At 64.2% G+C, this 13,973-nt stretch carries 10 protein-coding genes; 3 read left to right on the forward strand and 7 right to left on the reverse strand.

Going from position 1 to position 13,973, the window contains the following annotated elements; genetic code table 11:
- Positions 1-10: 10 nt before the first annotated feature.
- The 6 genes from glgB to EUU22_RS23390 form a co-directional block, all read right to left on the reverse strand.
- The gene (glgB, locus tag EUU22_RS23365) at positions 11-2,224 is read right to left on the reverse strand and encodes a 1,4-alpha-glucan branching protein GlgB (RefSeq protein WP_129334359.1); all 2,214 of its coding nucleotides are present in this window, start codon (positions 2,222-2,224) and stop codon (positions 11-13) included.
- On the reverse strand, positions 2,224-4,686 hold the full coding sequence (locus EUU22_RS23370) for a glycogen/starch/alpha-glucan phosphorylase (RefSeq protein WP_129334360.1): 2,463 nt from the start codon (positions 4,684-4,686) through the stop codon (positions 2,224-2,226). Before EUU22_RS23370 ends, glgB begins: the two co-directional genes overlap by 1 nt.
- Positions 4,687-4,922: 236 nt before the next feature.
- Positions 4,923-6,116, reverse strand: a complete 1,194-nt coding sequence (locus EUU22_RS23375) for a vWA domain-containing protein (RefSeq protein ID WP_342635437.1) — start codon at positions 6,114-6,116, stop codon at positions 4,923-4,925.
- 111 nt (positions 6,117-6,227) lie between these two features.
- Positions 6,228-7,106, reverse strand: coding sequence for a transglutaminase family protein (locus tag EUU22_RS23380; protein ID WP_129334362.1), 879 nt, complete (start codon positions 7,104-7,106; stop codon positions 6,228-6,230).
- A 3-nt stretch (positions 7,107-7,109) separates the two neighbouring features.
- Complete coding sequence (locus tag EUU22_RS23385) at positions 7,110-9,521, reverse strand: circularly permuted type 2 ATP-grasp protein (protein ID WP_129334363.1); 2,412 nt, start codon at positions 9,519-9,521, stop codon at positions 7,110-7,112.
- A gap of 195 nt (positions 9,522-9,716) precedes the next feature.
- Positions 9,717-11,144, reverse strand: coding sequence for a mannose-1-phosphate guanylyltransferase/mannose-6-phosphate isomerase (locus EUU22_RS23390; RefSeq protein ID WP_129334364.1), 1,428 nt, complete (start codon positions 11,142-11,144; stop codon positions 9,717-9,719).
- A gap of 317 nt (positions 11,145-11,461) precedes the next feature.
- On the opposite strand from EUU22_RS23390, the gene EUU22_RS23395 reads away from it, so the two are divergent.
- Positions 11,462-12,445, forward strand: coding sequence for a zinc-dependent alcohol dehydrogenase family protein (locus EUU22_RS23395; RefSeq protein WP_129334365.1), 984 nt, complete (start codon positions 11,462-11,464; stop codon positions 12,443-12,445).
- A gap of 16 nt (positions 12,446-12,461) precedes the next feature.
- Here the strand turns inward: EUU22_RS23395 and EUU22_RS23400 are convergent, their stop codons facing one another.
- Positions 12,462-12,929, reverse strand: coding sequence for a MarR family winged helix-turn-helix transcriptional regulator (locus tag EUU22_RS23400; protein WP_129334366.1), 468 nt, complete (start codon positions 12,927-12,929; stop codon positions 12,462-12,464).
- Between the two features lie 92 nt (positions 12,930-13,021).
- Here EUU22_RS23400 and EUU22_RS25405 point away from each other — a divergent pair, with 92 nt between their 5' ends.
- Both EUU22_RS25405 and EUU22_RS23405 read left to right on the forward strand, forming a co-directional pair.
- The gene (locus EUU22_RS25405; protein ID WP_165351278.1) at positions 13,022-13,198 is read left to right on the forward strand and encodes a hypothetical protein; all 177 of its coding nucleotides are present in this window, start codon (positions 13,022-13,024) and stop codon (positions 13,196-13,198) included.
- A gap of 51 nt (positions 13,199-13,249) precedes the next feature.
- Entirely contained in the window at positions 13,250-13,945 is a 696-nt protein-coding gene (locus EUU22_RS23405) for a fumarylacetoacetate hydrolase family protein (protein ID WP_129334367.1), read from the forward strand.
- Positions 13,946-13,973: the final 28 nt, after the last annotated feature.

Here is a 13,973-nt window from a genome sequence, read left to right on the forward strand (position 1 = left end):
CCCTCCCGCGTCAGTTTTCTGGTTCGAGCATGATGACGGCGAGCGGTGGCAGGGACAGGGTCGCGGTTATGTGTCCGTCCGGGGTGCGCTCGGCGGTCACCCTGCCGCCGTTCCCCTTGCCGCTGCCGCCATAGATCTCGGCGTCTGTATTCAGGATTTCGCGCCACCGCCCGGCGACCGGCAGCGGCACGGAAAAGCGTTCATGATAGACCGGCGTCAGGTTCGAGATGACGGCGACCGGCTTTTCGCCGGGCGCCTTGCGCAGCCAGGCAAAGACGGAGCGATCCTGATCGTCGGCGATCAGCCATTCGAAGCCGTCGCCCTCGCAGTCGCGCGCATGAAGCGCGGGCTTGGCACGGTAGGTGAGGTTGAGGTCGCGGACCAGCCGCCGCATCCCCTCGTGGAGGGCATATTGCAGCAGGTTCCAGTCGAGGGCGCGCGCCTCGCTCCATTCGCTCCACTGGGCGAATTCCTGGCCCATGAAGAGGAGCTTCTTGCCGGGATAACCCCACATGAAGGCGTAGTAGGCGCGCAGGTTGGCGAATTTCTGCCAGTCGTCGCCCGGCATCTTGGCGATCATCGAGCCTTTGCCGTGCACCACCTCGTCATGGGAGATGGGCAGGACGAAGTTTTCCGAGAAGGCGTAGAGCAGCCCGAAGGTGATCTCCTGATGGTGGAACTTGCGATGCACGGGCTCGCGCGCGAAATAGCTCAGCGTGTCGTGCATGAAGCCCATGTTCCACTTGAAGCCGAAGCCGAGGCCACCTTCATGCACCGGCTGTGAGACCTTCGGCCAGGACGTGGATTCTTCCGCGATGGTCATGACTTCGGGATGGCTGCCATAGAGATGGGTGTTCATCTTCTGCAGGAAGCGCACCGCCTCGAGGTTTTCACGGCCGCCGTATTCGTTCGGGATCCACTCGCCTTCCTTGCGGGAATAGTCGAGGTAGAGCATCGAGGCGACCGCATCGACGCGTAGCCCGTCGACGTGGAACTTCTCCGCCCAGTAGAGGGCGTTGTTGACCAGATAGGAAAGAACCTCGATGCGGCCGAAATTGTAGATGGCCGTGTTCCAGTCCGGGTGAAAACCCTGCCGCGGATCCTCGTGTTCGTAGAGGGCGGTGCCGTCGAACCAGCGAAGCCCGTGGGCGTCGGTCGGAAAATGGGCGGGCACCCAGTCGAGGATGACGCCGAGCCCCACCTTGTGGCAGCCGTTGACGAAGCGGGCGAAGCCTTCCGGTTCCCCGAAGCGGGCCGTTGGCGCATAGAGTCCTGTCGTCTGGTATCCCCAGGAGGGATCGTAGGGATGTTCGGAGACCGGCAGGAACTCGATGTGGGTGAAGCCCATATCGACGCAATAGGGGATCAGTCGCCCGGCGAGTTCGTCCCAGCTCAGCATGCTGCCGTCGTCGCGGCGCTGCCACGATCCCGGATGCACCTCATAGACGCTCATCGGCTGGCGCCGCTTGTCGACCGAGCTCCAGTGCTTGCGGTGCGGTTCGTCTTCCCAGGTCTGGTCGAGTTCGGCGGCCGTGATCGAAGCGTTCTTCGGGCGCAACTCGGCCTTTCGTGCGTAAGGGTCGGCCTTCAGCGGCAGAAGCTCGCCCTTCTTTCCGATGATCTCGAACTTGTAGGCCGATCCCGGCCGGACGTCGGGCGCGAAGATCTCCCAGATGCCGGTGTCACGGCGCAGCCGCATCACGTGCCGGCGTCCGTCCCAGTCGTTGAAATCCCCCACCACCGAAACGCGTTGCGCATTCGGCGCCCAGACGGCGAAATGAAAGCCGTCGACGCCCTGGTGGCGCATCGGATGGGCACCCATCTTGTCGAACAGCCGCAGATGCGAGCCTTCCTTCAGCAGGTAGTCGTCCATGGGGCCGAGTACCGGCCAGAAGCTGTAGGGATCGGTGACCATCCATTCGGCGTCGCCGCGCGTGGCGCGATGGCGAATGGGCTGGAACGTGTTGATCGAAACGGGACCGTCAAAAAAGCCCGCCGGATGCAGGCAGGCCAGGGTTCCGATCGGCGTACCGTCGAGCGCGAAAGTCTCGATCGTCTCCGCCCCCGGAACGAAGCAGCGCGCCCGGAAGCCGGATTTGGTTTCATGGACGCCGAGGAAGGCGAAGGGGTCTCTGTGCTGACCCTTGACGATTGCCTCGATGTCGGAGGCGGAGACCTGATCCGCCTTGTCGGGCTCGCTGACCTTCTTCGGCGCTTTCGTCATCAGGCTCTCCAGATGTCCGCGGCGTATTGTCTGATCGTGCGGTCTGAGGAGAACCAGCCCATGCGGGCGGTGTTGCGGATCGTCTTGGCGTACCAGGCGGAAGGATCGGTCCAGATCGCGTCGACCTGGCGCTGCGCCCTCGCATAGGCGTCGAAGTCGGCCGCCACCATGAACCAGTCATGCTGATAGAGGCCGTCCACGAGGCCGGAGAAACGGTCGCGGTCGTCGGGGGAAAAGACCCCGGCCGAGATTGCCGAAAGGGCCTGGGCGAGCTCCGGCGACGACTCGATGATCGCCCGCGGATTGTGTCCGTCGGAGCGGGCGGCCGCGACCTCGTCGGCGGTCATTCCGAAGATCACGATGTTCTCCTCTCCGACATGTTCGAGCATCTCGACGTTCGCTCCGTCGAGCGTGCCGATGGTGAGCGCGCCGTTCAACGCGAACTTCATGTTTCCGGTTCCCGAGGCTTCCATGCCGGCGGTCGAGATCTGCTCGGAGAGGTCTGCCGCCGGCACCATGATTTCCGCCAGCGAGACGTTGTAGTTGGGGATGAAGACCACCTTCAGGAGGCCGCGCACCGACGGGTCGTTGTTGATCACGCGTGCGACGTCGTTTGCGAGTTTGATGATGAGCTTGGCGTTGTGGTAGCTCGGCGCCGCCTTGCCGGCGAGCAGCTTCACCCGTGGCACCCAGTCCCGTTCGGGATGCGAGCGGATCTGGTCGTAGAGCGAGATCGCCTCGATGATGTTGAGGAGTTGCCGCTTGTATTCGTGGATGCGCTTGATCTGGATGTCGAAGAGCGCCGAGGGATCGATGCGCACGCCCATGCGGCTCAGCACCAGATTGGAAAGCCGCTCCTTGTTGGCGCGCTTGATCGCCGCGAACTTTTCCCGGAAGGCGGGATCGTCGGCGAAGGCGTCGAGCGGGCGGAGCTTCTCGACGTCGTCCTTGAAATCGGGACCGATCGCCTCGGTGACCAGGCCGGTCAGGCCTGGATTGCACTGCATCAGCCAGCGGCGCGGCGTGATGCCGTTCGTCTTGTTGTTGATGCGATCGGGATAGAGCTTGTGGAGGTCGGCGAATACCGTCTGCTTCATCAGCTCGGTATGGAGGGCGGAGACGCCGTTGACGCTGTGCGAACCCATGAAGGCGAGATTGCCCATGCGCACGCGGCGGCTGCCGCTCTCTTCGATCAGCGAGATGTGGGCGATCTCCTGGTCGCCGAAATGGCGGCTGCGGCGGGCGTCCAGCAGTACCTTGGCGTTGATCTCGTAGACGAGCTGCATGTGGCGCGGCAAAAGGCGCTCGAAGAGCGGCACAGGCCAGCTTTCCAGCGCTTCGGGCAGCAGCGTGTGGTTGGTATAGGAGAAGGTCCGCCAGGTGATGTCCCAGGCCTGGTCGAAGTCCAGTCCGTGCATGTCACAGAGAAGGCGCATCAGTTCGACGACCGAAACCGCCGGGTGGGTGTCGTTCAGCTGGATCGCCACCTTGTCCGGCAGCGAGGCGAGGGAATTACCCTGCTGCAGGTGGCGTCGCAGGATGTCCTGCAGCGACGCGGAGCAGAAGAAATACTCCTGGCGCAGACGCAATTCCTGCCCGGCCGGCGTGGCGTCGGCGGGATAGAGCACGCGGGTCAGCGTCTCGGCCTTGTTGCTCTCGCGCAGCGCGCCGATGTGGTCGCCGGCATTGAAGGCGGCGAGAAGGATCGGGTCGATCGGCTGCGCGGACCAGAGCCGCAGCGTGTTGACGCGGGCGCCGCGCCAGCCGACGACCGGCGTGTCGTAGCCGGTCGCGATGACGCGTTCGGCCGGTTTCCAGATATAACGGCGCGGCTCATCGAGGCCGCCGTTGGTTTCGACGGCGCCGCCAAAGCCGATTTCGTAGGAGCTCTCGCGGCGCTCGAATTCCCACGGGTTGCCGTGCGCGAGCCAGGTCTCGGGAAGCTCCACCTGCCAGCCGTCCGCCATCTGCTGGCGGAAGAGCCCGTGAACGTAGCGGATGCCGTAGCCGTAGGCCGGAATGCCGACGGTCGCCATCGATTCCATGAAGCAGGCGGCAAGCCGCCCGAGGCCGCCATTGCCGAGTGCCGCATCCGGTTCCAGTTCGGCGATGACGTCGAGATCGACGCCGAGCGAGACGAGTGCCTGGCGGACTTCGTCCATCAGTCCGAGATTCGAGACCGCATCGCGCATCAGGCGGCCGATCAGGAACTCCAGCGAGAGATAATAGACCCGCTTGCCGTTGGTCCTGTAGGCCTCTCGCGTCGATTCCATCCACTTGTCGATGATGCGTCCGCGGATCGCCAGAATCGTTGCAGTGAGCCAGTCATGCGGCGTGGCGACCTTGGCGTCCTTGCCGATCCCGTAGGTCAGGTGCTCGATGATTTCCGCGGCAAGAACGTCGGGGCTGGATATGCGGGGCTTCGGTTGCAGCAGATCGGCATTGCCGTTGGGCTTCGTCATGTCTTCGCCAGCACTTCTCTCGTTGCATTGGAACGTTGCACGGGTCGGCAACCAATGAGGTTACCGAGGCCAGTTTACGCATTGTTCTCAAGCACGTGCAACAGACGAATTTCGCAGGCGCGTAAAAGACCGTCCTGCTCGTGGGGCCTCGCGGGAGCATTTTCGCGATGCATGAAAAGAAGAAAAACCGCGTCGTTTCCGACGCGGTTTCCCGAAGTTGCCGTTGGTTCGCGGCCTTAGTTGGTGAGCCGGGTCATGGTCTCCGTCGCCTTTTCGCCGATCTCCTTGAAGGCGGCGACGAGGTCGGCGGCGTTCTGGGCGTCGAAATAGTGCGACGTGTCGGTTGCGCAGTACTGCAGGAGAGCCTGTCCCCGGTCCGGCGCCATGAACGCGATGGTGTAGATCTCGATGCCTGCCGTCTTCGCTGAGTCGCAGGTCTTCTTCGTCGCGGTGTCTGCGCTCGTATAGTTGTTGTCACCGTCGGTCATGAAGACGATGAACTTACTCGGATTCGTCTCGCCGTTCATCTTCTGATGGGCAGTGTTCTCGCCGCTGCCGGCAAGCGCATTGTAGGCCGTCGCCATGGCGGACGACGAATCAGTGCCGCCCGTGGCGGTCAGGGCGTTGACGTAGCTGACGACGCCTGTGGTGCCCCAAGCGAACGAGGTCGGCGTCTGCATATAACTGTTGTAGGAGACGGCGGCCGTGCGGACGTATTTGGCGTCCGGATCGGCGGTGTCGAGCTGGGTCGCCAGGTCGTTGACCGCCAGCTTCAGCGCTTCGATCTTGGTGTAATACTTCGTGCACGAATAGGCTTTGCCTTTTCGCGAGTAGCACGTCCCGGTGTAGGTCTCGTTCGTGTTCTCGCCCATCGAGCCCGAGCGGTCGAGGACCATGTACATCGAAAGCGGGTTCTTCGTCTCGGCCGTGGCGCTCTGCGCCGAACTGGACACGTTCACCCTGACGGTTTCGTAGCCGAGGAGACGGGTGAGCGGCGTCATCGGCACGTCGTAATAGCCGTTCACCGTCACGTCGTAGATCTCGCCGGAGCCGTTCGGTGTGCGCTCGACCATGCCGACGGCAGCTTCCTCGAGCTTGGCCTGCATCTCTTCTTCCGTCAGGCCGAGTTCGTCCGCACTCGGTGCGATGCTGTTCGCCGTCTGCGCCGCCATGAACTGCTTGGCGAGTGCGATCGCCTCGGCGTCCGTGAGACCCCTGCCGGACATCCCTGTCGCCGCCGCGAGAGCGGCGGAATCCGCCGCATCCTGCAGGGCGCCCTTGACCTGGACGAGCTTGGTCAGGTCCATCGCCACACCGGCCGCGGCAAGGGAAACCGGCAGAAGCAGCGCGGTCATCACGCCGAAATTGCCACTGCGATCCTTCAGGAAACGCAAAGAGGTACGCGCATTCTCACCGAGGCCGATCATCATGTTCTTCCATCGTAGAAAAGGTGATGGAAATCTAATAGGCGGGAGAACTTCGTTTAGACTTAAACGAAATAGTAAAATTTTAGCGAAAGCTCCTTTAGGCCTTCGCTTTCGCTACACCGTCGGAATGACGTCGACCGCCTGGATCGTCTGTTGCCCGCCGTAGCTCTTGAGAACGCCGATGACGGGTGCAACGTCGCTGTAGTCACGACCGAAGGCGACGACGATGTGGTCGCTCCCGGCGGCGATGTCATTGGTCGGATCGAGTTCGATCCATCCGGTCGACTTGCCGCACCAGACGCGGACCCAGGCGTGCATCGCATCTGCGCCCTCGAGCCGTTGCTGGCCGGGCGGCGGGATCGTGCGCAGGAAGCCGCTGACATAGCCGGCGGGAATGCCGAGGCTCCTCAGCGCAACGATCATCACATGGGCGAAATCCTGGCAGACGCCTCTCTTCAGAGCAAAGGCATCCTTCGGCGATGTATCGACCGTAGTAGCGTCCGGGTCATAGCGGAAGTCGGCATGGATCCTTGCGCAGAGGCCTTCTGCGATCTGCCGCACCGTCCGGTCCGCATCGAGGCCCGCGCGGGCATAGCCCGCAATCGCCGCCACGTCGCCGAGGCGAGGGCTCGGTCCCAGGAAATGATGCGGAGAGCCTGCGTCGAGGGACCACAGGGCCACGAGCTCTTCCGCAAGGCCTTCGAGCGTCGGGGAAAAGTCCACCTGGATCGGCTGGGCATCGATGATCACCCGCGCCTGCATGCGGATGTCGAGCCGCTGGTGTGGGGAGCGCAGAGCGATTGTCGTGGCCGGATGGCCGAAGAAATCGGTGAAGCGCGTGGTCTCGTCAGGTTTCGGCTCGATCGTCACCGCGCCGGCAACCAGCCGCTGCCTGCCGGGCAGGGAGAGTGGCAGCACCCGCAGGATGTGGTGCGATCCGGAGGCGGGAACGTCGTAGCGATAGCCCATGTGAAGCGAGAGATCGTACTGCATCGGCTATCCGAGATAGGTTCGGGCGAGCATGTCCGACAGCCGCTCCAGATCGCGCTCGAAGTCGCGATAGACGCTGCTGTCCATCATGTCCGCCGTCATGACGGAGAGGCTCGACTGCAGCCGCGTCGCTTCGCGAAGCAGTGGCGACATCTGGCCGTTCACCCGGGCACCGGGGAGCTGTTCCACCTCTGTGCGGATTTCGTTCAGCTGGAAAAGGATCGAGCGCGGGTTCAAGGGATCGAGCGCCAGGAGATCGGTCACGGTCAGGCGCGTGGTGCTGACATTGTAACGGCGGCGGTGGGTCATGACGTTGTCGCCGATTTCGAGCGCCATGTCGAAGGCACCGTCCGGAGCGCCGTCGCCGGTCATGTGTCCGAGCAGGCGCGTCATGTGAAGGCCGCGCTCCAGATAGCGTCCGATCGCGAGGAAGCGCCAGCCGGTGAAACGGTACATGTTCTCGTGCACCAGGCCGGCGAAGCCTGCGAGCTTGCGCAGCAGGATGGTCATCGCGTGCGTGGCGTCGTCGCCCGGTCTCACCGTCTCGCGGAAGCGTCGGGCGGTCTTCGCGAGATCGTTGAGTGCGAGCCAGCCGTCCGGAGAAAAGCGGTCGCGGATGTTGCTTGCGGAATAGACGGCGCTGTCGACATTGGCGACGAGGCTCTCCGGAACGCCACGGTCCATGGCTATGTCGAGCGTGGCGAGATAGCGCGTGACATAGGCGAGCAACGGCTGGTCGGGGTCGGCGGACTCGGCGAAGCGGGCATGCCAGGCGCGGAGAATGCGCAAGGCGCCTTCGGCCCGCTCGATGTAGCGGCCGAGCCAGTAGAGATTATCCGCGGCACGGCTCGGCAGGCTGCCCGGCATGTTGCGGGGCACTTCGGCGTCGGTCGGAAGCAGCGTCGTGGGCGCGACCGGATTGGCGCTGACGATCCAGACGTCGGCGGCGCCGCCGCCCGACTGCATGGCGATCGCCGCCGCATCGCTGCCGTTGCCGATGCGGGCGAATCCCCCCGGCATGATCTGCCAGCCGTCCCGTGTCCGGGCGGCGTAGACCCGCAGGCTCATCGGCCGCGGCGTGAGCTTGCCCTCCACCATCGCCGGCGTGGTCGAGAGCGTGACGGCTTCCTGACCGACAAGCCGGGCCCCGTCGGAGGAGAGCCATTCCGTGATCGAGTGGCGCGCGCTGTTGCGCAGCGTCGAGCCGAGCACCGACTGGCCATTGTCGTCGAAGAACGGCAGCCGCGAGTAGGCCGGGCCGATCACCATGCGGTCGATGTTGGCGGCGACATGGGCGCGCTCCGTCGTCTGGCCGCACCACCACGTCGCGATCGAGGGTAGGGCAAGGTCCTCGCCGAGAAGCCGGCGGCAGATGCCGGGAATGAAGGCGAGCAGGGCGCGGGTTTCGAGGATGCCGGAGCCGAGCGCGTTGACGAAGGAGACCGCGCCGTTGCGCACGGCCTGCACCATGCCGGGCGTGCCGATGCGCGAATCCTGGTCGAGTTCCAGCGGGTCGGCATAGGCCGCATCGAGCCGCCGCCAGAGCACGCTGACCGGCTTCAGCCCCGCGACGGTCCGTACCATCACGCGTCCGTCGACGATGGCGAGGTCCTCGCCTTCGAGGAGCATGATGCCGAGATAGCGGGCGATGAAGGCATGTTCGAAATAGGTTTCGTTGGCAGGACCCGGGGTAAGCACCGCGACGCGATCCTCGGAACCCTGCCGCTGCTCCATCAGCGTCTCGCGGAAGGCGCCGAAGAAGGACGCGAGGCGATGCACGCGGGTTTCGCCGTAGAGTTCCGCGAAAGCGCGGCTCGCCGCGACGCGGTTTTCCAGCGCAAAGCCCGCCCCGGACGGCGCCTGCGTGCGATCGGCGAGCACCCACCAGTTGCCGTCGGGCCCGCGGCCGATTTCGAAGGAGCAGAAGTGCAGGAAATGGCCGCTGGCAGGCCGCACACCGACGAGCGGGCGCAGGAATTCCGCATTGCCGGCGATCAGCGCCGGCGGCAGGAAGCCTTCCTGCACGAGCCTGTTCTCGCCGTAGATGTCCGCGGCGATTGCCTCGAGCAGGTCGGCGCGCTGGACGAGCCCCTCGGCGATCGATTGCCATTCCTTCTCGTCGATCAGGACCGGGATGTGCGAGAAGGGCCAGGCGCGATCGCTGCCGCCGGTCGCCCCGTAGGCGCGATAGAAGACGCCGGCATCGCGGAGATAACGGTCGGCGCGGGCGAAGCGTTCGTGCAGTTCGTGATCCGGCATCGCATCGATCGCCGAAACGAAGGAACGCCAGACCGGACGGATATTGCCCGAGGGATCGACCATTTCGTCGGCCACTCCCGGCAGCGGGTGGTATCCTGCCGTTCGTCCCGCTCCGATCTCGTCTGCCGTGGCATCGGCCGCGGCCGGAAGGCTCGTCATCTTTCTTTCCAAGGTCCCCAGGCGCTCAGACGCTCCTTGTCCGTGGCCCGGCTATAGCCGAGACGGTCATCGCCGACAATCCGGGAGAGAGTGCCTGCCGGAAAAGCCCGATGCAAGTCTTCGCGAGACGGGAACTCGTAGCGGGTGACCGTCGCCGCCGGAAAGGTGGACGGCGGCGGTCTCGGGTGTGCGGTCTCAGCTGCGGCCGAATTCGTCGACGATGCGGATGATGTCGTCTTCGCCGAGATAGGAGCCGGTCTGGATTTCGATCATCTCGAGGAGGATCTTGCCCGGATTGCCGAGCCGGTGGACGGCGCCCTGCGGAATGTAGATCGACTCGTTCTCGTGCAGGATCGTCACCTTGTCGTCGATCGTCACCTCGGCCGTGCCCTTGACGCAGATCCAGTGCTCGGAGCGGTGATAATGCTTCTGCAGCGAGAGCTTCTTGCCGGGGTGCACGAAGAGCCGTTTGACCTGGAAGCGCTCGCCGTTGAGGACGGAGGTGTAGCCGCCCCAGGGACGCAGCGAGGTCGGATGGTTTTCCGTCAGGTGCGCCGTCTGCTTCTTCGCGGCGAGCGTCTTGACCAGATTGCCGACCTCCTGGCTTTCGTCGAGGCGGCCGACATAGACGGCATCTTCGCTGGCGATCACGGCGACGCCGTCCATGCCCTGGACCGCCAGATGGGCATGGCGCGACATCACCAACGAGTTGCGGGTGTTGACGAGGGTGGCGTTGCCGGCGACGACGTTGCCGTCTGCATCGGGATTGCCGAGTTTCCAGATCGCATCCCAGCTGCCGAGGTCCGACCAGGTGATCGGTGCCGGCACGAGCGCGACGTTCGGGGTTTTTTCCATCACCGCGTAGTCGATCGATATGCTGGGGCTCTTGGCGAAGCCTGCCGTTCCGAGGCGGACGAAGTCGAGGTCGGTGGCCGCCTCGGCAACCGCCTCCTCGGCTGCGGCCAGAACCTCCGGTGCGTGCTGGCGCAGTTCGGCGAGCATCTGGCCCGCCGTGCACATGAACATGCCGGAGTTCCAGAAATGGCCGCCGGCCTCGAGCATCTTCTGCGCGTTTTCGGCCTGCGGCTTTTCGACAAAGCGCTTCACCGTATGGGCGCCGCCCGGCAAGGCCTTCCCCATCTCGATATAGCCGTAGCCGGTCGCGGGTTCGGTGGGCGTGATGCCGAAGGTGACGATCTTGCCCTGGCGCGCCGCTTCCGTCGCGGTCTCGACGCAGCGCGTATAGGTTTCGTCTGCGATGATTTCATGGTCGGACGGCAGGATCTGCATCACCACGTGATTGCCGAAGTCGCGAGCGACGATGACGGCCGCGACGGCGATGGCCGCCGCCGTGTTGCGCGCCTCCGGTTCGAGGATGATGCCGGAGAGAGGCACGCCCAATTCGCGGGCCTGTTCGGCGACGAGGAAACGGAATTCGTCGTTGGTGATGACCAAGGGCGGCTCATAGGTCTGCGTGTCGGCGACACGGTCCAGAGTTCCCTGGAACAAGGTCTTGTCGCCGATCAGCCGTATGAACTGCTTTGCGGCGGTCGCCCGGGACAACGGCCAGAGGCGGGTTCCCTTGCCACCGGCCATCACGACGGGAACGATCTTGTAGGTCATTGCTGCATTGCCTTTCGTTGGGCGGACGTCGAACGTTCCTGCCGGACAGGCTCTTCACCACGGGGCGTCGGCCAAAGCTCGCTGCCGCTGCGGAACCTTGCTGATCCGGCTACCTCCGGTTTGTTGCATTTTTTCCCGGCCTGTCCAAGTCCGGGGGAGGCGGGAGAGCTATACATCCAAAAGGTGAACGGTTCTTTTGCACTTTCCTTCGAAGCCGACTTGATCCTCGCCGACGGGTGGGGAAAGGTCTTCGGGATCGAGTTTGTTCCGTTCGGCGATGACCGGCCGCGCGCCTTCGAGGCAAGGGAGTAGGCAGGATGAGAGCGATGGTGCTTCATGCGCCGGGTGAGCGGCTCCGGCTCGAAGAGCGGCCGGATCTCGAACCTGGCGAGGGCGAGATCGTCGCACGTGTCGAGGCCTGTGCCGTCTGCCGGACGGACCTGCACGTGGTCGACGGCGATCTGAAACAGCCGAAGCTTCCCCTGGTGCCGGGGCACGAGGTGGTCGGTATCGTCTCGAAGGTCGGTCGTGGCGTCCGGAACCTCGAGGTCGGGATGCGGATCGGCATCCCCTGGCTCGGGCACACCTGCGGCTCTTGTTCCTATTGCCGGGACGGGCGCGAGAACCTCTGCGACGACCCCGGCTTCACCGGTTATACGCGCGACGGCGGCTTCGCGACCGAGATCAGAGCGGACGCGGCCTACTGCTTCCCGCTTGCCGGGTTCGACGATCCGGTCGCTGCCGCGCCACTGATGTGCGCCGGGCTCATCGGCTGGCGTTCACTGAAGATGGCGGGCGAGGGGAAGCGCATCGGGATCTACGGCTTCGGCGCTGCCGCACACATCATCGCGCAGGTCTGCCGCTATCAGGGCCGTCAAGTCTACGCGTTCACGCGCAAGGGTGACACGGCCGCACAGCAGATGGCGCTTTCGCTCGGAGCCGTCTGGGCCGGCGGGTCCGACGAGGCTCCGCCCAGTCTCCTCGACGCCGCGATCATCTTCGCCCCGGTCGGCGATCTCGTGCCGGCGGCGCTGCGGGTGGTGGCAAAGGGCGGCCGAGTCGTCTGCGGCGGCATCCACATGAGCGACATCCCGCAATTTCCCTACGAGATCCTCTGGGGCGAGCGCCAGATCCTCTCGGTTGCCAATCTCACGCGCAGCGACGCCGTCGAGTTCCTGGAACTCGCGCCTCGGGCGGGCGTCAGGACCACGACCACGGTCTATCCTCTCGAGCGCGCCAACGAGGCGCTCGACGATCTGCGCGCGGGTCGGTTCCAGGGTGCGGCCGTGCTCGTGCCGTAGATGCTAGGCAGCGGGCCTATTGCTGCCAGTCGACCCGCAGCGGCGCCCGGCTTTTTTCGTTGGTATGATCGGCCACCTTGCGCAACAGGGAGACGAACTGCTCGCGTTCGGCATGTTCGAGAGCCCCCAGCAGTTCCTCCTGGAGGCGCCAGACGATTGGCCGGATCTTCTGCAACGTTTCCGTGCCACCTTCGGTCAGGTAGAGTCTGCGCGCACGCCGGTCGTTCGGATTCGTCTCGCGACGAACAAGCTCTTTCTGCACCAGACGGTCGATCACGCCGCCGATCGTCACCCGATCATAGGCGATGTGGCTTGCGACCGACGCCTGGTCGAGGCCCGGCGTGGAGTTGATGGCGATCAGCGCGGCATACTGCACCGGCGTCAGATCAAAGCCTTCTTTGGATGTTTCTTCGACAAACAACGATACAGTAACCTGATTCAGACGGCGAATCAGGTGCCCCGGCATTTCATAGATTTCCAGCATCTCGAAAATGTGCCCCCCACAGTTCGATTCCTTTCGTCTAGCGTCATTTGGGCGAACAAAAAAGACCTACCCGTGAGAGTTGACGGTAGCTCGTGCACAACGTTGTCAGCGATTTGATTTTTGGCAAGTATAACGCACGCATCGGTAATGAAATGCGCGTCAATGCATCCAAAGATTGCTTTTGTTCGCCGGAAGACGACCTGCCGCTCTCTCCAATGGTCCATCTCGAGTTTGCTTTTGCGCCGGAGGCGCCGCTGGTGCATACCTGAACGCGCATCCACCGGTTTGCAGATCCATGTTCGAGGAGCGAGCGAAGACAGATGAAGGCATTGTTCGAGATTTCGGCGCCGCCGCTGGTGCCGGTTGAGGGGGAAGAGGCCGGTTACCCCGTCCACCGTATTTTCTGTGTCGGCCGCAATTATGCGGCGCACGCGGCTGAGATGGGCGCGGAGGTCGACCGGGAAGAGCCGTTCTACTTCACCAAGCCGGCGAGCGCGATCGTGCTTTCCGGGGCGGAAATTCCCTATCCGCCGGGAACGAGCAACCTGCATCATGAGATGGAGCTGGTGGTCGCGATCGGCGCACCGCTGTTCAAGGCGAGCACCGACGAGGCGACGAAGGCCGTCTACGGCTATGCCTGCGGCCTCGACATGACACGGCGCGACCTGCAGCAGGCGGCCCGCGTCAAGCAGCGGCCGTGGGATCTCGGCAAGGCCTTCGAAAATTCGGCGGTGATCGGCCGCATCACCAAGGCCGTGACCTTCCCTGGCGTCGGGGACCAGCGGATATGGCTGAAGGTCGGGGAGGAGATGCGGCAGGACGCGCGGCTTTCCGAACTGGTCTGGTCCGTCCCGGAACTGATCAGCCACCTGTCGCGGTACTACCACCTGAGACAGGGCGACCTTCTCTATACGGGCACGCCCGCGGGCGTCGGCCCGGTCGTCGCCGGCGACAGGATCACCGGCGGCATCGACGGGCTCGAACCGGTCGAACTGTCGATCGGACCGGCCGAGTGAGGCAACGGCCGGTTCCGCTCACGGTGGA

The organism is Ciceribacter ferrooxidans, assembly GCF_004137355.1.
Lineage (GTDB): Bacteria > Pseudomonadota > Alphaproteobacteria > Rhizobiales > Rhizobiaceae > Allorhizobium > Allorhizobium ferrooxidans.

Coding starts and splice junctions, on each gene's coding strand:
- glgB (WP_129334359.1), bottom strand. CDS start 2,224: ATGACGAAAGCGCCGAAGAAGGTCAGCGAGCCCGACAAGGCGGATCAG.
- EUU22_RS23370 (WP_129334360.1), bottom strand. CDS start 4,686: ATGACGAAGCCCAACGGCAATGCCGATCTGCTGCAACCGAAGCCCCGC.
- EUU22_RS23375 (WP_342635437.1), bottom strand. CDS start 6,116: ATGATGATCGGCCTCGGTGAGAATGCGCGTACCTCTTTGCGTTTCCTG.
- EUU22_RS23380 (WP_129334362.1), bottom strand. CDS start 7,106: ATGCAGTACGATCTCTCGCTTCACATGGGCTATCGCTACGACGTTCCC.
- EUU22_RS23385 (WP_129334363.1), bottom strand. CDS start 9,521: ATGACGAGCCTTCCGGCCGCGGCCGATGCCACGGCAGACGAGATCGGA.
- EUU22_RS23390 (WP_129334364.1), bottom strand. CDS start 11,144: ATGACCTACAAGATCGTTCCCGTCGTGATGGCCGGTGGCAAGGGAACC.
- EUU22_RS23395 (WP_129334365.1), top strand. CDS start 11,462: ATGAGAGCGATGGTGCTTCATGCGCCGGGTGAGCGGCTCCGGCTCGAA.
- EUU22_RS23400 (WP_129334366.1), bottom strand. CDS start 12,929: ATGCTGGAAATCTATGAAATGCCGGGGCACCTGATTCGCCGTCTGAAT.
- EUU22_RS23405 (WP_129334367.1), top strand. CDS start 13,250: ATGAAGGCATTGTTCGAGATTTCGGCGCCGCCGCTGGTGCCGGTTGAG.